The sequence below is a fragment of the Paenibacillus sp. FSL K6-1558 genome (assembly GCF_038002565.1).
Lineage (GTDB): Bacteria > Bacillota > Bacilli > Paenibacillales > Paenibacillaceae > Paenibacillus > Paenibacillus polysaccharolyticus.
Map to the genome: position 1 here is coordinate 3,292,020 of NZ_JBBOCV010000001.1, position 17,447 is coordinate 3,309,466.

Annotated in this window: 12 protein-coding genes; 4 read left to right on the top strand and 8 right to left on the bottom strand. The window is 48.5% G+C overall.

What is annotated here, in order from left to right; genetic code table 11:
• Nucleotides 1-120 precede the first annotated feature (120 nt).
• A complete protein-coding gene (locus tag MHI38_RS14145; RefSeq protein WP_154959458.1) occupies nucleotides 121-1,842 on the top strand; it encodes a methyl-accepting chemotaxis protein in 1,722 nt (573 codons plus the stop codon).
• A gap of 191 nt (nucleotides 1,843-2,033) precedes the next feature.
• Here the strand turns inward: MHI38_RS14145 and MHI38_RS14150 are convergent, their stop codons facing one another.
• The gene (locus MHI38_RS14150) at nucleotides 2,034-2,987 is read right to left on the bottom strand and encodes a nucleoside hydrolase (RefSeq protein ID WP_090924098.1); all 954 of its coding nucleotides are present in this window, start codon (nucleotides 2,985-2,987) and stop codon (nucleotides 2,034-2,036) included.
• A gap of 266 nt (nucleotides 2,988-3,253) precedes the next feature.
• Nucleotides 3,254-5,485 (bottom strand): MMPL family transporter, encoded by a 2,232-nt coding sequence (locus MHI38_RS14155; protein WP_154890209.1) that lies wholly within the window; start codon nucleotides 5,483-5,485, stop codon nucleotides 3,254-3,256.
• 297 nt (nucleotides 5,486-5,782) lie between these two features.
• On the opposite strand from MHI38_RS14155, the gene MHI38_RS14160 reads away from it, so the two are divergent.
• Nucleotides 5,783-6,418 (top strand): TetR family transcriptional regulator, encoded by a 636-nt coding sequence (locus MHI38_RS14160; protein WP_154890352.1) that lies wholly within the window; start codon nucleotides 5,783-5,785, stop codon nucleotides 6,416-6,418.
• A gap of 124 nt (nucleotides 6,419-6,542) precedes the next feature.
• On the opposite strand, the gene pdxR is transcribed toward MHI38_RS14160, so the two are convergent.
• Entirely contained in the window at nucleotides 6,543-8,057 is a 1,515-nt protein-coding gene (gene pdxR, locus MHI38_RS14165; protein WP_318294959.1) for a MocR-like pyridoxine biosynthesis transcription factor PdxR, read from the bottom strand.
• Between the two features lie 184 nt (nucleotides 8,058-8,241).
• On the opposite strand from pdxR, the gene MHI38_RS14170 reads away from it, so the two are divergent.
• Nucleotides 8,242-8,823, top strand: a complete 582-nt coding sequence (locus MHI38_RS14170; protein WP_154890205.1) for a GNAT family N-acetyltransferase — start codon at nucleotides 8,242-8,244, stop codon at nucleotides 8,821-8,823.
• Between the two features lie 35 nt (nucleotides 8,824-8,858).
• Here the strand turns inward: MHI38_RS14170 and MHI38_RS14175 are convergent, their stop codons facing one another.
• Nucleotides 8,859-9,755, bottom strand: coding sequence for a diacylglycerol/lipid kinase family protein (locus MHI38_RS14175; RefSeq protein WP_154984425.1), 897 nt, complete (start codon nucleotides 9,753-9,755; stop codon nucleotides 8,859-8,861).
• A 468-nt stretch (nucleotides 9,756-10,223) separates the two neighbouring features.
• Between MHI38_RS14175 and MHI38_RS14180 the strand changes: the two genes are divergently transcribed.
• Nucleotides 10,224-10,886: a hypothetical protein gene (locus MHI38_RS14180; RefSeq protein ID WP_154890201.1), complete on the top strand. Its 663-nt coding sequence runs from the start codon at nucleotides 10,224-10,226 to the stop codon at nucleotides 10,884-10,886.
• A gap of 275 nt (nucleotides 10,887-11,161) precedes the next feature.
• Here MHI38_RS14180 and MHI38_RS14185 read toward each other — a convergent pair whose 3' ends face one another.
• The 4 genes from MHI38_RS14185 to uxaC form a co-directional block, all read right to left on the bottom strand.
• Nucleotides 11,162-13,045 carry an ABC transporter ATP-binding protein gene (locus tag MHI38_RS14185; RefSeq protein WP_308722661.1) on the bottom strand — a complete coding sequence of 628 codons (1,884 nt, stop codon included), beginning with the start codon at nucleotides 13,043-13,045 and terminating at the stop codon, nucleotides 11,162-11,164.
• Nucleotides 13,042-14,769, bottom strand: a complete 1,728-nt coding sequence (locus MHI38_RS14190; protein WP_154890196.1) for an ABC transporter ATP-binding protein — start codon at nucleotides 14,767-14,769, stop codon at nucleotides 13,042-13,044. Before MHI38_RS14190 ends, MHI38_RS14185 begins: the two co-directional genes overlap by 4 nt.
• The gene (locus MHI38_RS14195) at nucleotides 14,766-15,344 is read right to left on the bottom strand and encodes a MarR family winged helix-turn-helix transcriptional regulator (RefSeq protein WP_186809703.1); all 579 of its coding nucleotides are present in this window, start codon (nucleotides 15,342-15,344) and stop codon (nucleotides 14,766-14,768) included. The genes MHI38_RS14190 and MHI38_RS14195 overlap by 4 nt, the downstream gene beginning before the upstream one ends.
• Nucleotides 15,345-15,741: 397 nt before the next feature.
• Nucleotides 15,742-17,181 (bottom strand): glucuronate isomerase, encoded by a 1,440-nt coding sequence (gene uxaC, locus MHI38_RS14200; RefSeq protein WP_154890192.1) that lies wholly within the window; start codon nucleotides 17,179-17,181, stop codon nucleotides 15,742-15,744.
• Between the last annotated feature and the right edge of the window lie 266 nt (nucleotides 17,182-17,447).

The following is a 17,447-nucleotide window of genomic DNA, read 5'->3' on the forward strand; positions in this document are numbered from 1 at the left end:
CATAACATACCAGCGTCAACTTCCGCCCCCTCCCCTAATCCTTTCCCAATCATATGCCGATAAATTGAAGTAGAAATACATACATAACATATACGCTCACAAGGGGGAGCAATTGGAACGATGAATAGTTTGTTTATGCGAATTTTTTTGTTTTTTTCCTGTTTGATGCTGGCTGCTGGGGCCATTTTGGGCATCACGATGTATCGGGCATCTGCTCAATTGGTTGAACAATCCATGGGGATGCAGGCACAGGCTGTAGCTGAACGGGCAGCCGCTTTGATCGATACGACACTGTATGCTCCACTCAGCACGGGGCAGGACAAAACGGCGTATTACGATACGCTGCGCGCACAACTTAGCCAGTTGCGTGAAGCCAACGGACTCAAATATTTGTACACACTTGGCACACGCGAGGAAAGTGGAAAGGCTGCGTATTATTACGTGGTAGACGGGGCCGCGCCGGATGTAGCCGAGGATGATTTTTCCCCATACGGTACAAAAGAGGAAACACTGTATGATGGCATGCTTCAAGCCTTTGCACAAGACACATCGGTTCGCGGAGAGCTTACTCGGGATGAAGATTACGGGGCTACGATTACCGCTTATGTACCGATTCATGGATCAGATGGCAAGATGTTAGGTATTGTAGGCGCAGATCTGGACTCTACCGCTGTCTATGCACTCATGTCGAGCAACCGCATCACGATGGTTTGGACAGCACTGGCGATTGTATTGCTCAGTGTATTGCTGGTGTATATTTTCGCACGTTATCTGACAAGGCCACTGGTGAAGCTGAAACAGCTCATTACCGAAGTGGGAAAAGGGGACCTCACCGTCAATGTGGAGCTTGGACGCAAGGACGAAATTGGCCAGCTCGCTTCCGAGTTCAAACACCTGGTCACGGATACCCGGCAAGTCATGACGGGCATTCGCCAAAGCTCGGATTCCTTGCTTCACGCCGCAGAAGGTGTATCCCGGCATTCCCAGGCAACGGCCGAGGCCAGTCAGCGGATTGCAGAGCACACGAATCATACTGCACAGGGGGCTTCCGAACAGGTGGTACGCGCTGGAGAAGTCACTGTAGCCATGGAAGAAATCACACGTAGCATGCAGCATATTGCTCATTCTTCTTCCAGAGTTGCCGACGTATCACAGCAGACAACAAACGAAGCCATTCAAGGACAGGCGAAGCTGGATACAGCCATCCGCAGCATGGACGGGATTCATCAGGCCAACGTACAGATGGCCGCATCGACGACCCAGCTTACGGATTACTCCAGCCAGATTGAATCGGTCGCCCACTTAATGAAAAATATTGCTTCACAGACGAATCTGCTCGCACTCAATGCCAGTATTGAAGCTGCCCGTGCAGGTGAACACGGTAATGGTTTCGCCGTTGTTGCTTCTGAGGTCCGCAAGCTTGCAGGAGAATCCGAGCAATCTTCACAACATGTAGCCGAGTTGATTGCCGAGATGACACGTCAGACCTCTTTGCTTGCAGAACATATGTCGGCAAGCACTACGGCGGTGCAATCCGGTCTGACTGTTGTGCAAGAGGCAGGTCAATCGTTCTCCTCCATTCATGGCGGCATTGAAACGATCAACGAGCGCCTGCATGAAGTGTCCGCAGCTTCTGAACAGCTGTCAGCAAGCTCAGAGGAAGTGTCGGCATCCATTGAAAACATGGAACACATCTCGCGAGAATCCTCATCCAGCATCCAGAAGGTATCGCAGGCTGCCGAAACGCAGCTACAATCCATGGGTGAGATCAGTGCTTCCGCAGAGTCACTGCGTGTTTTATCCAGCGAGCTGAATGGCCTGATCAGCCGCTTTAAGATCTAGTTCGGTGCCCGCTTGCTCTATACCAAAAAGCCGCATGGCAGTAATCCACATCATCGGGGTTCTCCCCGATCATCGGAACACAGCCTGCGGCTTTCTTTAGCTCTTACCTTTCTACCGATTCGTATCTTTGATGCGTATCGTAGAAAGGTCTTTTTATCTTACATGAAGGTCAGCCCTACGGCTGCCGATCATTAGTAACGCTGCGGAGCAGCTTTTTTCCCCAAATCAGTCATGTATGTGAAAAATGCTTCCGGATCTGTATCATACACCAGTTGCACCGGACGTCCGTCCGCCTGCTCCACCGTGCGGCCTTGGCTCGGGCCATCTGGGATGACGATGCAATTCACGGTTTTTTTCTTCACGATGTCCTCGCGGCCTACGGAAGCCGTAGTCAGCACATCCCACAGATAATACGTGGAGTTGGTCTCACTGTACACCAGTGGCGGACATCCTGCATAACAGTTCCCCAGGAAATCCACACCTTCGAAGCGGCGTTCTGCTGCCCAGCGGTTACGGACTGCGGGTGTAAGAGGTACTTTGTTTGTGCTTTCGAGTGCGACCAGATCAATCTGGATGCCGCTCTGCCATACGCGATAAGCTGCTTCCGGGTCCCAGAATACGTTCCATTCCGCCGTACCGTCATGCTCCGGCTCTTCTACGTTTCCGCGTTCAAATGTACCGCCCATCCATACCAGCTTGTCGATTTTCTCTTCGATGTCCGGTGCTTCGTCCAGCGCACGCGCGAGGTCCGTCAGCGGGCCTGTGAACAACAACAGCGTTTTGCCTTCGGTATTGCGTACTTTCTCAATCAGATGCTGATGCGCAGGAATAGCGGAGAGCGGCGCTTCCATTTTGCCGGATTCATTCAGCACAGGCAGTGCATCTACATAGAATGAGTGCAGTCTCCATGCAGCTGGAAACGGGTTTTTGCCTCTGGAATTGGATTTAGCCACTTCAATAGAATACGTCCCGAAACGATCGATAATTTTACGGCTCGCATCGGTTGCCGGCTCCAAATATCCGTCTGCCGGAATAACCGATACACCGGTTACGTTTACATTGTCCATTTGCAGAAGCATAAACAGCGATACGAGATCATCCACGCCGCCGTCATGATTGAAATACACATTCAGTTTGTTCGTCATGCTTGCTTTCATCCTTCCTCTGGTTCCCCATTGATGTGAACTTGTCCGTCTGCCCAAGGCCGACGCTTCTTCTATTATGTCCCATAACCCTAAGCCGAGTAAACCTTCCACACCCAAAGAATCCCGTATCTATAGCATTCCCTGCGCATTTTTACCAGCTTATCCATTCCATCTCAGACATACAAACCCAAGGCTCTCGCCTCTGGTAAAAAGAAAGATGGACCACGGGCATCAAGCCCCGCCGTCCATCTGCCCCTCCTCCTGAATTACAGGGATCGGGTTGGTTTCTTCTCTTGCTTCTCGGCAATCTCCGTATACTTGCCTGGCCAAAACGCCCATTTGCCCAGCAACGCTGTAATCGCCGGCACCATGAACGGACGAACCAGGAACGTATCCAGCAGCACACCTACGGCGGTGATGATGCCGAACTGCACCAGTACCTGGATTGGCAAAGTCGCCAATACAGCGAACGTGCCCGCCAGAATCAGACCGGCAGAAGTAATAACTGAACTTGTCTCACCTACACCTTCTCTAATCGCCTGACGAAGCGGCATCGTTTTGCGTTTCTGCCAGATGCTTGAGATCATGAAGATGTTATAATCCTCGCCGAGTGCTACGAGGAAGACAAAGGAATAGAGCGGAATCGCTCCCTGAATAGCCTCTGCTCCAAGGCCATAGTGGATGATGATCCAACCCAGACCCAGTGCGGAGAAATACGACAGGACTACCGTTACAATCAGGTACGCTGTCGCAACAACCGAGCGCAGATAGAGCAGCAGTAAGAGCGTAATCATACCGATCACGACCGGAATAATAATCTTCGCATCCCGCTCTCCAGCGACTTCGATATCATATTGTTCGGCAGTCTGCCCATCAATCCACACTTGTTGATCCACATTGGTAACTCCGGCGTCTTTCAATGCCGCTTCCGCCGTAGCCCGCAATTCAGGAATATGCTGCATCGCTTCGATTGAGTAAGGATTGAGATTGAACTCTACGTTATACGCCGTAATGTTGGCATTCTCCGCGCCTTGCTGCGGGTCGCCCACCTTGCTGATATAATCCAGTGATTCGAGACGTGTTTTCAGATCTGTCTCTTTGCCTCCGGCATCCACGATCACTTTAACTGGAGCGAGCTCTCCTTGCGAAAATTGCTCCCCAATAACCTTGAAGCCTTCACGCGAAGGTACATTTTCCGGGAAGGAAGATAACAAGTCGTACGTAAATTTCACTTGGGTTGAAAAAGTAGCCAGTCCACCAAGCAGCACTACCGTAATCGCCAGAACCGTCCAAGGTTTAGTCGTTACGATGCGTCCGATCCAGCTTTCACGGACTTTACGCGGAGCCGGAGCCGATTTGCCTTTTTTCTTCGCCCGCTCCACTTCCATCTCGTGAGTACGTGGAACGAATGGATAGAATGATCCACGTCCGAAAATGGCAAGTAGCGCCGGAACCAGTGTCAGGCTTGCAATAAACATGATGAAGATGGACAGACTGAAAGGTACGGCAAAACGATGATATGCACCGTATTCAGCTAACAGCAATACGAGTAGAGCTGCGACAACCGTAAATCCACTCATCGCAATCGCGCCGGATGATCCGGTAATTGCTTGGAATATAGCTTTCTTTTTATCCGGCTCATGATAGAGAATTTGACGGTATCTGGAGATCATGAACAGACAGTAGTCCGTACCTGCTCCGAAGAGTAATACAGTCATGATGGAGATCGACTGGGCGTCAACTGTGATCCAGCCTTGATCCGCCATAAATCCAAGAATCGGACTGGTGACCATATAGGCGAAGCCTACGGCAATAATCGGAATGATCGCTAGCACCGGTGAACGGTAGATCAGCAAGAGCAACACGAGTACAAGCACGACAGTTGCGATGAGCAGAGACACATCGGCGGATGAGAACAATCCGTTTGCATCAATCGATATCCCCACTGGTCCGGTTACGCGTGCAATTAACTTGCCTTCAGTATCTATAGCCGTATCAAATGGATTCATGCCGAAGATGGCTTTTGTTTTCTCCTCTAACCCTTCGACACCTGCCTTCAGTTGCTCTGAATCGGCATCTTTGTTGAAAAACAGCGGCATGACGATGGTGCTTCCGTCTTCCGAAAGCTGACCTTTAATCGCCTGCGGTGGCAGCTGATAGAGCGGTACAACCGACTGTTGCTGCTCCACCGGGTCTTGATCCAATCGCTCGGTTAACGCCTGAATCTGCTGGATCTGATCCTCTGTGAGTCCGGCAGAGTTACGCCAGACAATCAGCGCGGGTAAGCCCTCGCCGCCAGGGAATTCCTTTTTCGCCAAAGCAGCGGCCTGTACGGATGGTTTCGAATCACTTAAATCTTGTGCGTTGTTGGTCTCACGCTGATTTACTGCGGGCCATACCATACCAAGTACAACCGCAATGATAATCCACACGAGCAGTGTAACCCATTTACTTCGTTTGCCCGCTACGAAGCGGCCATAACCTGAACCTTCCTGCATGGTCTATTCATCTCCCTAGTTTTGTTTTAATCCATATAAGTTGAACAGAAAGATGGTTTGCACAGACACTTCGATGACAGAATAACCTGGAAAGTAGCTGTGCAAAATAAATAGTTCAACTCATACGAGAAATCTTTTTATCAAAAACAGCTTTTAAATTAATGTCATGGTATGGAAATGAACCATGGGTCATAATATAATCGAGTTAATTATATATACCGGAAGGTTAATTATGCAATCCCTAATTTTTTGAAAAGTCACAATACGTTATTTTATCCGTAAATGAGGTCGAGTATGATGAACAAAAAACCAAGAAAAGAAGCACGCCCGGCGCGTGCTCCAGGCAGACCCAAAGTAGGTACAGATCAAGCTTCCGCCTACAATAACATCCTAATGACGGCCTCACGGCTGTTTATGGAATACGGATACGAAGCCGTTTCCCTTCAGCAGATCGCTTCGTTATGTCAGGTGACCAAAGCATCGATCTATTATCATTTTTCGAGCAAACCGGAACTTTTCACCATAGCGATTACCCGTATGATGGCGATGGGCATGCAGCAGACCACACTGCGGCTTGAAGAACCCGGCACGTTGTACGAACGGCTGGTCAACGTGGCGGCTGCGAAGATGCAACAGTCTCATGTGGATACGGAAACGATGATGCGTGAAGCCGAAACGTATCTGAATGCCGACCAGTTTGCTCAGATTCGGGATGCAGAACATCGTATCTTCGAAGTTCTCGCTACACATTTCCAGCGTGAGATGGACAACGGGTATTTGAGAGAGGCCAATCCCTTGTTGCTTGCTCAGGCCTTCACGTCCCTGTTGATGTTAGCCAACCGTGAAGATGTACGCCGTATGCACGATACGATTGCCGAACTGGCCGAGGAACTCGTCGGACTCTTTTTGGACGGAGCAGTTAAACATCCATAGGATGAGTAGACGTGTAAACACAACTTCCCCTCTACTATTCCATAATGCGCATCTGGAGAACATTTAGTAAGGTTTCAATGATCGTTAAATCGGCCGAGTTTGGCTAGAGTAACCTTGACTTAAATCAACAGATAGTCTCCCATACACGCGCTAGCGCGGCGATGCCTGGCTCGATGTTCTCTGCTTCAATGCCGGCAAATCCGATGATAAACTCTCTTTTGCCGTCAGCAGGAGCACTTCCGTCTGCCCACAGATACTCCGCCGAGGCCACACGTATACCCATCTCTAACGCCTTAGCCACCATATTGTCGGCTGGATTCGGGTTAATCAGCCTTAAGACCAGATGGAATCCGGCGTGTTCGCCCTTAATCTCCATTCCCGGTTGATCGCCGAAATGCTGCTGAATGGCCTGCACAGTCAGGTCATGTTTGCGTTTATACAGATTGCGCATTTTACGAATATGTTTACCCAGCTCTCCCTCCCGCATGAATAACTCCAATGTCCGCTGATGCAGACGTGAAGCTGACTGTTCGAACAGAACCGTTCGATAAACCTCGCCAAAATGAGGAACGAGTTCCTTCGGGAGAACCATGTAATGCACGCAAAAAGCAGGGGCAAGCACCTGAGAGAATCCTCCCATGTAGATAACAGGTGCGTTCTCCCGCAGTCCCTGCATCGAAGAAATAGGACGACCGGAATATCTGAATTCGCCGTCATAATCATCCTCAATCAGATAGGCCCCGGAACGTTCCGCCCAGTCCAGCAAGGCGAGTCTGCGGCTGATCGGCATCGGCATGCCCATGGGAAACTGATGCGACGGGGATACACCAGCCAGTGACACATCTGCTTGATCCAGTTCATCCAGATTTATGCCTTCGCTGTCCAGTGAGATTGGGATAATCTCATATCCATAATTCCGAAAGGTTCCAGGTAACAGGCGATACCCGGGGTTCTCCACGGCAATTGATCTAACCCCACCTTTGCGAAGCATCGTCTGTGTAAGCAAGGACATGAGCAGATGCTGCTCTGCACCTATCACAATCTGCTCGGGCGTACAGCGAACTCCTCTAAATTGTCCTAGATAGGCCGCAATCTCGTTGCGCAATCCCCACTCACCCTGCGGGTTTCCGTAAAATAATAAACCTTTTGATTCTTCACGCCAAACCCGGTTCGCGTACTGCTGCCATTTCATATAAGGAAACAGGCTAAAATCATTATGCGACATGTGAAAATCATAGGTAACATTCGTCACCGGACGCAAGCTCAGTAAATCTGGTGATACTACTGTAGAACCTGCCTGACCCTGTTTGTTATTTGTACGGGCATAGTTAACCCGTTTTTCATTTTCTGCCGTATGTATATCGGACTTCCCCAGTAACATATCGTGATAACCTTCAATCACGGCTCGAACGCGGTAACCTCTGCGCGGCTGGCTATACACGTACCCTTCCGCAATAAGCTGCTGGTAGGCCGCTTCCACTGGTGTTGTGCTTATGCCCAGCAGTTCTGCCCATTTTCGTACAGAAGGAAGGCAGCTGTGTTCCACCAATTCCCCGCGGAAAATCTCCCGTTTGATATGATCCGAAAGCTGAATATAGACGGGTACACTGTCGTGCTCATCAAGTTTAGGTAATTGCATCATAACTGCCTCACTCCATCTGTCCTTTTCATTTTGTTAAAACTGTATATTTGGAAGTATACAGTATTGGGATATACTCATGTCAGAAGCAAGGACTTACAAACAATATTCAGGCGAAACAACACGCTATATGCCTTACAGGCCCCACAAGTTTGCTTGAATAGATCAGGAGGAAAACAAAACTATGTCACACCCTACATCTACAAATCGCATCGCCAAACTCATGCAGACTGAACGCATTTACCTGCGCCCATTCGATATCACCGATGTCGATGCTTATTATCCAAGCCTGTTTGAGCCCGAAATGCGTAAACAAACAGGAACTCAAGCGAGCTTTACCCGTTCTCAGGTTGAAAAGTATGTAGAGAGTTTAGCTCAAGACGACTCACGCCTAAACCTGCTTATTGCATTACAAAACACAGACGAAATCATCGGCGATGTCGCCCTGATGGACATGCATGCCAAAAATCGCAGTGCACATATTCGCATCGCCATTGATCAGCCAGCTAACCAAGGCAAGGGATATGGTAGTGAAGCCTTGCTACTTATGCTGGACTACGGCTTCGGCATTGCCAATCTGCATCGGATCGAACTGGATGTCTTTGCGTTTAACGAACGCGCCATTCATACGTATGAGAAGCTCGGCTTCCAGCGTGAAGGCGTGAAGCGGGACATGTTGTACTACAATCATCAGTATCATGATGCCATTCTGATGAGCATTCTTGAGCATGAATTCCGGGAGAAACATCTGAAAATAGACAAATGATAGAGTTCACGCAAAAAATACAAAAACCGGGGAGGTTATTCCTCCGCCCCGGTCAGGAAATGCAGATGACCCGCCAGCACCGACAGCTCGGCGGGTGTCTCCATGTACAATTCGCCATCCGTATCGGCCGGCATCGGTACATCTGTTTTTATTTTCAACGTCGACGCCTTGAAGTAGGAAATACTCTCATTCCGCGGTTGCCATTCTCCCTCTGGCTTATGTGAAAGCACCTCACGCAGAAGTGGAATGCCTGTCTCATGAATAATAAGCACATCCAACTTACCATCCTGCAACGCATCCGGAGCAAAAGGTAACGCATTCGTGCCCAGAAAACGTCCATTCGCCGCGTAGATCATCACCGCTTCGCCTGTTGTCCGCTCTCCATCGATCTCTAGCTCATACTGAAATGGATCGGAACGGGTTATCGTCTGGAGTGTGCTGATGAAATAACTGACTTTGCCGAGCGCCCCTTTTAAATTCTCGTTAATGTTCTGTGAAGCCTCACTGATGAGCCCTATTCCGAAAAAGTTCGTAAACACCCGATCATCTGCTCGTCCCACATCCACCGAGATAACTCGACCTGACAGCATCTCTTGTGCTGCTGTCTCCGCATCCGGGGAAATCCCAAGTGATCGTGCAAAATCATTACATGTACCGCCTGGAAGTACGCCGATCTGTGGAGGATTTTGCAAGGATGCCAGCCCGTTTACACACTCATGCACCGTACCATCGCCGCCTAGAATAAACACCACATCGAACTCTTCCCCGCGCTTCCGGCACAGCTTCTCTCCTTCACCCGGTTCATCCGTACGAACCACGACCAATTCATGAATAGCTGGAGCAAGTACGCCTGTGACCAGACCTAATGTATTCTCCCGATTGGCTTTCCCTGCATGAAGATGATGTATTAACAAGGCTTTATTCCATTCCATGCTGCTTTCCTCCATTCCAATGCTTGTTTCCCTTTACCCAAAAAGGTTGAAGTGATAAACAAAACCATGGCTCAGCGCATGATCGTGACATGCGAACCGTGGTTGTGAAGGTGAAACTTCATATAAAGAAGCGACAGACGGAATATGCATCGTTTTTGTTGTTCATGCGTAATACCAGATAGCTGTACAGGACAAGCTACTTTCATTCATTTTTGGCAACGTGAGTTGTATTTTATTTTATAAAAATAAAGCTTCTGTTCTGTCTGGAGCCACATGATTACCATCATTTATTATCATGGTTTCGCATCTCCGGTCTTATAGCCATTACCTGCTTTAACCGGATGTATGCATGAGAAAAAAGGTTCCTCCGCAACCTATGAGATATAAGCAACAACTTCGCGGGAGCAACCCATTCAATTCGCTTCAAAACGGTTATATGTACACTATACACGAATGGAGGAATTCCCTATGATTCCAGCTACAATGGAGCAATTAGAGCAAGTTCGCAAGGAATGCCGTACGATGGTTCGCAAAAGAGCAACCGCTTCTGCTGGCTCCACACTCGTACCTCTTCCCGGTACAGATGTCATCGCTGATGTGGGCATGCTGATGCAGCTGTTACCTGCCATTAACAATAAATTCGGATTATCTCAAAAACAGCTCGACGGCATGGACCCTGAGACGAAGTCCATGATTTACGGATTTGTGATGTCGATCGGGAGTAAAATCATCGGCCGCATGGTCACGAAGGAATTAGTCGTTCAGGTGCTCAAACGGGTGGGTGTACGAGTAGCGACTAAATCGGTCGCCAAGTTTGTTCCGTTTGCGGGGCAAGGTCTCGCCGCCGCTCTCAGCTTCACTGCCATGCGGTATGTGGGCAACAAACACATCGACGACTGTTATGAAGTGGTTAAACGTATGATTGAACAGCGCGAAGGCCTGCCTGGCGAACCGGCAACGGCATCACTGGAGGAAGCTACCCGCCATCACCTTGAGGAAAACTTGCAGGATATAGCTGAACATGAAACAAAGCAGCATGCTGATACGAAAGAGGAAGAGGAAATCAAACAGGACCATCAGAGCACCAGTGAAGGTAAGAAGGGTTTCCTGTGGAGACCAAGGCTTAAATAGTACGTTAAATTGTCTTCCATACATTGCATATCTGCAAGCGAACATGGCTGGCGGGACAAGGCACAACATCTATCCGCAGGAAAACGTTGTGGCATAGCAGTGATAACACAAACGGGACGAAGCAGTGCAATGACTGCGACGTCCCGTTTGTTTGGATTTATGTTACACCAGAGGTGCGAAGAGCACCGTGGCGGAGGTTCTATTTTTCCAAAAAACTATGGTTCTAGACAATCCTGACGGGTCCTGACAGCCTTTTAGATATCCACTCTAGTCTGTTAGATCGCCTGCGGCTGCTGCTCCGTAAACTGACTGTTATACAGATCCGCATAGAAGCCCTGCTTCGCCATCAGTTCCTCATGATTGCCCTGCTCAATCACGTTACCATGATCCATGACAAGAATGAGATCGGCACCACGAATGGTAGACAAACGGTGAGCGATAACAAAACTTGTACGGTCTTGCATCAGCTCATTCATCGCTTTCTGGATAAAGACCTCGGTCCGTGTATCAACGCTACTGGTTGCTTCATCCAGAATCAGGATGGACGGGTTCGCCAGAATCGCTCTCGCAATCGTCAGCAGTTGTTTCTGACCTTGAGAGATATTGGACGCCTCTTCATTCAAAATCGTATCGTAACCGTCCGGCAGTGTGCGAATGAAATGATCAGCATGGGCAGCTACAGCGGCATTAACCACTTCCTCTTCCGTTGCGCCTTCCCGTCCATACGCAATATTATCCCGGATTGTACCGTTAAACAGCCACGTATCCTGAAGCACCATACCGAACAGACCGCGTAGATTACCACGGGACATGTCTTTAATGTTAATGCCATCAATGGTAATCCGGCCACTCTGGAGTTCATAGAACCGCATAAGCAAGTTAATCAGCGTTGTTTTCCCGGCACCTGTCGGTCCAACAATAGCTACAGTCTGACCTGGTGCCACATTAATATTCATATTGCGAATGAGCAGTTCATCTTCTTTATAGCCAAAATCCACCGCCTCAAAAGCTACAGCCCCTGTCGGGTAACGCAACGTTGCAGGTTGTTTCGACTCAGGAACTTCCTCTTCCTCGTCCAGCAGTTCAAACACGCGCTCTGCCGAAGCAATCGTGGATTGAATAATGTTGGAGATGTTGGCAATCTGGTTAATCGGCTGTGTGAATTGCCGAGAATATTGTGTAAAGGCCAGAATATCCCCGATGGAGATCGAACCCCGAGTAACAAAAATCCCGCCGACCACACAGATCAACACATATCCCAGGTTTCCGACAAAGTTCATCAAGGGCATAATAATCCCGGAAATGAACTGGGCTTTCCAACCCGATGCATACAGTTCTTCATTCACTTTCTCAAATTGCTGTACAGATTGTTCCTCACGTCCAAAGGCTTTGACCACCTTGTGGCCAGTGTACATTTCTTCGACATGACCGTTCAATTCACCTAGTGACTTCTGCTGTCCGGCAAAATGTTTCTGCGAACGGGAAGCCACCAGCATAACCACAATGACACTAAGCGGTAAAGTCAAAATTGTAATCAGCGTCATCCATGGACTGATCGTCAGCATCATAATGATGACACCCACAATCGTCACCACGGACGTAATAAACTGGGCCAAACTTTGTTGCAGCGTGTTACTGATATTGTCCACGTCGTTGGTTGCACGGCTAAGCGTCTCACCATGTGTACGGGAATCGAAATATTTCAGTGGCAAACGTCCAACCTTGGCACTGATCTGCTCGCGCATATCATAGACGACCCGCTGAGCTACACCCGCCATCAGATATTGCTGTACATACGCAAAAGCAGCACTGAGCAGATAAAGTCCAAGCAACAGGTACAATACTCGCATCAGGGCTGGGAAATCAATCCCGGCTCCCTGCACACCCTGCATAATCGCAATGGCTCCATGGGCAAGAATATCTGTACCCTCTGCCATAATCTTCGGACTAATTATGCCAAACACGGTACTTAAAATGGCAGCGATCAAAACAAAGATCAGACGAGAGCTGTGTGGCCGAAGATACTGAACCAGGCGGCGCAGTGTGCCTTTGAAATCCTTCGCTTTCTCGACAGGAGGCCGCATGCCCATTCCGCCGCCAGGATGTCCTGGTCCGCCTGGGTTGCTCGGTGTTTTGCGTGGTGCTGTACGTTCACTCATGCGATCTCCTCCTCAGTCAGCTGGGAGGATACAATCTCGCGGTACACTTCATTGTTCTCCAGCAGCTCTCTATGTGTTCCCGAACCGACAATTTCACCCTCATCCATAACGAGAATACGATCTGCATCCATAACCGTGCTTACCCGCTGAGCTACGATCAGCACAGCCGCTTCCGTCGTTTCCGATTTGAGCGCAGCACGAAGTTTGGCATCCGTTTTAAAATCAAGGGCCGAGAAACTGTCATCGAAAATATAAATTTCAGGACGGCGAACGAGTGCGCGTGCAATGGACAAACGTTGTTTCTGTCCACCTGACACATTATTCCCGCCTTGTGCAATCAGGCTGTCATACCCTTCCTTCATCTCGGAGATGAAGTTTTCGGCTTGGGCCGTACGTGCCGCATGAATCACTTCATCCATACTCGCATCATCCTTACCTTGCCGAATGTTATCTGCAACCGTACCGGTAAAAAGGACAGCTTTTTGCGGGACAAACCCGATTTTGGATCGAAGTTCTTCTTGTTTAAGCTCCCGCACATCGGTTCCATTCACACGCACAGTACCTTCGGTCACATCATAGAAACGCGGAATGAGGCTCAGCAATGTGGTTTTACCCGAGCCCGTACCGCCGATAATTGCTGTCGTTTCACCGGAACGAGCCGTGAACGAGATATCGGACAACGCAGCATTTTCTGCACCCGGATAGCGGAAAGTGACATGGTCAAACTCAATCGTTCCCTGCATCGATTTCATTGTGCGAGGCTGCGCAGGATCAGACAGATCAGGTTGCATATCCAGCACTTCGTTAATCCGTTCTGCGGAAGCTGATGCTCTTGGAATCATGACAAAAATCATGGATACCATAATCAGTGAGAACATAATCTGCATCGCATATTGTACAAAGGCAATCAGGGAACCAATGTTCATATGACCGCCATCAATACGCAGACCACCAAAGTACAGAATCGCAATCATCGAAAAGTTCATGACCAGCATCATCACCGGCATAACTGTCGCCATCAGGACGTTGACCTTAATCGACGCATCTCTTAATTCCGTATTTGCCCCATTGAAACGAACACGCTCATGCTCGCCACGGTTAAAAGAACGAACAACCCGGATACCTGTCAGCTGTTCACGCAGAACCAGATTAAGCCGGTCCAGCTTTTTCTGGATTTGCTTGAATAACGGAAATCCTTTGGAACCGATTAAGGCGATTGCTCCTGCAAGTACAGGCAGAACAACGAGGAAGATGGTGGATAGCTTCGCGTCCTGAGAAACGGCCATGAAAATCCCCCCGATACACATCATCGGAGCCATAATCATCATGCGCAGCATCATCGTTAATACGTTCTGTACCTGTGTAATATCATTGGTTGTACGCGTAATCAGTGAAGCTGTGCCAAGCTTGTCGAATTCCTGCAGCGAGAAATTCTCAACATGCCGGAACACTCGGCTGCGTAGCTGTTTGGCAAATCCGCCCGCTGTGCGCGAAGACAGATAACTCGCGATAATGGAACATGTGGTTCCGCCAATGGCAATCAGCAGCATGAAACCGCCAATTTTCCAGATATAAGGTACATCACCTTTGACGATACCCAGGTTGACGATATCAGCCATTAACGTTGGCAGGTACAGCTCCGCCATCGTTTGCAGAAAGATGAGCGCCAAAATAAAAATAATCGGAATACGATAGGGCTTCAACATGCGAAATAACTTCATCATGGCGTATCATCTCCTTGTTCGGTTGTTTCTGTATCAGGTGCTTTATTGTCGTTTTCATGTCCCTCATCGTGACCGGAAACCTGTGCATCAAAGAAGGTATACACCTTGCTGAGCAGTTCCGCCAGTTGCAAACTATCCTCTTCGCCCAAATGTTCAACCAGTCTGTTGAAGGTAGCCATTCGTTCTTCATGGGCTGCACGAATAATTGCTCGGCCTGCATCTGTAATTGTAATCCGCACCGCCCGCCGATCCTCGGGGTCCATCGTCCGCTCAACCAGCCCTTCATCCTCCAGGCCACGAATCACGGGCGTAATCGTTGGTGATTTCACACGCATTAATGCGCTAATTTCGGACACTTTTAAACCCGGATGCTCCTGGTTCAGATGGCTCTCGAAATCAGGCGGATTATCCCGCCAATCCATACGCTCCCCTGGATGTGCACCATGAAGCAAACAAGCGAGTACCATAATTTCGTTGTGATTGCGCCCATGTGGTTTATGTTGTCTCCATTTGCCTTTGTTAAACTGCATAATGGAATATAAAAGCTTCTGGGCTACCGGATCTATGCCAGTCATCACATCACCCTCCCTCTTCGGAACATCATGTTCCATAAAATAATCATCGCCTGTCTATTAGATAGGACTTGTATTTAATAGCCTACCGATTTAATAGATGACCAATTTAATAGTTAAGCAATTAATTAGGTTACCTAAGTATATTATCAGCTTTTGTATATGTCAATCATTTCATCCATGTCAAAAGCATCCAATATCAGAGAGCATTCCAATACTATCTGAACACCCATATAATCACTTGCGCTTCTACTTGACAGCATGTTTACTCTTAGCCATCCCATGACAAAAAGCCCCCAACCCATCAGTTTGATTAAGACCAAACGAAGGGAGTAGAGAGCTTTTTTAAAAATAGAATTTCCTGAATAGATTTTTTAAAGCAGACCTGTTGAATCGATATTTATTTTGAAGCAGATACACTCTTCGGCACAGCAGCAAACGGGAAATAGTCTTTAGCATTATTATAGGATATGCCTTGCACGATCTGACCGAGCAGTTCCAAATCGTTTGGTGCTTCACCTTGTTCTGCCCATTCACCAATCAGATTACAGAGCAGGCGGCGGAAATATTCATGTCTCGTATACGAGAGGAAGCTTCGGGAATCGGTCAACATGCCGACAAAACGGCTGAGCAATCCCACATTCGCGAGTGCCTTCATCTGAGCGAGCATGCCATCCTTCGTATCATTGAACCACCATGCAGCGCCAAGCTGAATTTTACCTGGTACGCCTCCACCTTGGAAGCTACCAATAATGGCTGCCAGCACTTCATTATCCCTTGGATTAAGGGAGTAGAGGATTGTCTTTGGCAAAGCATCCTGCTGCTCCAACGTATCCAGCAATCCAATAACAGCCGCCGATAATGGCGTATCATTCACAGCATCGTACCCTGTGTCAGGCCCGAGCTTCTTGAACATTTTCGTATTGTTGTTACGAGCTGCATTGATGTGGAACTGCATGACCCAGCCACGCTCTGCATACAGCTTGCCAAGGAATGTCAGTGTAACCGTCTTGTATCCGTCCTCTTCCGCGCGCAAAACCTTCTCACCAGCGAGTGCTTTGGCAAATGCAGCGGCTGCTTCCTCGCGTGTCGCTGTAGCATAAGGCACATAATCCAGTGCATGGTCAGAGACACGGCCGCCTACGGAATGGAAGAACTCCACGCGGGATTCCAGCGCAGCCAGGAATGAGTCATAATCCGTAATGGCTGTGCCCGCAACCTGTGAAAGCTTGCCTACCCACTCGATGAAAGTATCCCGGTTCAATTCCAGTCCTTTGTCCGGACGGAAAGACGGCAGAACTGCTGTATCGAAACCTTCAATCTCCTGAATTTTGAGGTGATATTCTAGAGAATCCGTTGGATCATCGGTGGTGCACACCACGGTGACATTGGATTTGGTAATCAGATCACGCGCACCGAAGCCTTCGCCGGTCAGTTTGGCATTTACTTTTTCCCAGATCGCTGGAGCGCTTGTCTCATTAAGCACTTCATGTACATCGAAATAACGTTGTAATTCCAAGTGAGACCATGCATACAGCGGGTTGCCGATCATCATCGGCACTGTTCTGGCATACGCAAGGAAACGGTCATAATCCGTTACCCCTTCGCCGCCCGTTACATACTTCTCTTCAACACCGTTAGCCCGCATCAGACGCCATTTGTAATGATCGCCGTACAACCAGGCCTCTGTCAGATTGCCAAATGTTTTGTTCTCGTAAATTTCCTGAGGACTGAGGTGGCAGTGATAATCCATAATCGGCATGTCTTTCGCATACTGCTCGTACAGCTTGACCGCCGTTTCATTGTGAAGTAAAAATTGTTCATCCAGAAAAGATTTCATTCGCCTTGCACGCTCCCTTTAGGTGAGTTTACGTTCATTTAGGTTCACTTTCCATCTTTACGCTACACCGTTTTCGCCTAAAGTTCAATATAAAATGATAGCGTTCTCAAAAAAGGTTGGTTTAGGCACACTCTTGGAAACACAGTATACTGGATTTAACGTCAATGATACCGATTTAAAGATCGATGCTGATGTTACTAATATCAATATTGATATACTAAGATAGAATCAGTACAGGTTATTGCAATGGAAGCTTGACCCTACAG

What these genes read in the sequence shown, in the direction of transcription:
- pdxR (WP_318294959.1), bottom strand. Translation starts at nt 8,057, where the DNA reads ATGCAATTACCTAAACTTGATGAGCACGACAGTGTACCCGTCTATATT.
- MHI38_RS14180 (WP_154890201.1), top strand. Translation starts at nt 10,224, where the DNA reads ATGATTCCAGCTACAATGGAGCAATTAGAGCAAGTTCGCAAGGAATGC.
- MHI38_RS14145 (WP_154959458.1), top strand. Translation starts at nt 121, where the DNA reads ATGAATAGTTTGTTTATGCGAATTTTTTTGTTTTTTTCCTGTTTGATG.
- MHI38_RS14175 (WP_154984425.1), bottom strand. Translation starts at nt 9,755, where the DNA reads ATGGAATGGAATAAAGCCTTGTTAATACATCATCTTCATGCAGGGAAA.
- MHI38_RS14155 (WP_154890209.1), bottom strand. Translation starts at nt 5,485, where the DNA reads ATGCAGGAAGGTTCAGGTTATGGCCGCTTCGTAGCGGGCAAACGAAGT.
- MHI38_RS14160 (WP_154890352.1), top strand. Translation starts at nt 5,783, where the DNA reads ATGAACAAAAAACCAAGAAAAGAAGCACGCCCGGCGCGTGCTCCAGGC.
- MHI38_RS14185 (WP_308722661.1), bottom strand. Translation starts at nt 13,045, where the DNA reads ATGAGTGAACGTACAGCACCACGCAAAACACCGAGCAACCCAGGCGGA.
- uxaC (WP_154890192.1), bottom strand. Translation starts at nt 17,181, where the DNA reads ATGAAATCTTTTCTGGATGAACAATTTTTACTTCACAATGAAACGGCG.
- MHI38_RS14195 (WP_186809703.1), bottom strand. Translation starts at nt 15,344, where the DNA reads ATGACTGGCATAGATCCGGTAGCCCAGAAGCTTTTATATTCCATTATG.
- MHI38_RS14170 (WP_154890205.1), top strand. Translation starts at nt 8,242, where the DNA reads ATGTCACACCCTACATCTACAAATCGCATCGCCAAACTCATGCAGACT.
- MHI38_RS14190 (WP_154890196.1), bottom strand. Translation starts at nt 14,769, where the DNA reads ATGATGAAGTTATTTCGCATGTTGAAGCCCTATCGTATTCCGATTATT.
- MHI38_RS14150 (WP_090924098.1), bottom strand. Translation starts at nt 2,987, where the DNA reads ATGACGAACAAACTGAATGTGTATTTCAATCATGACGGCGGCGTGGAT.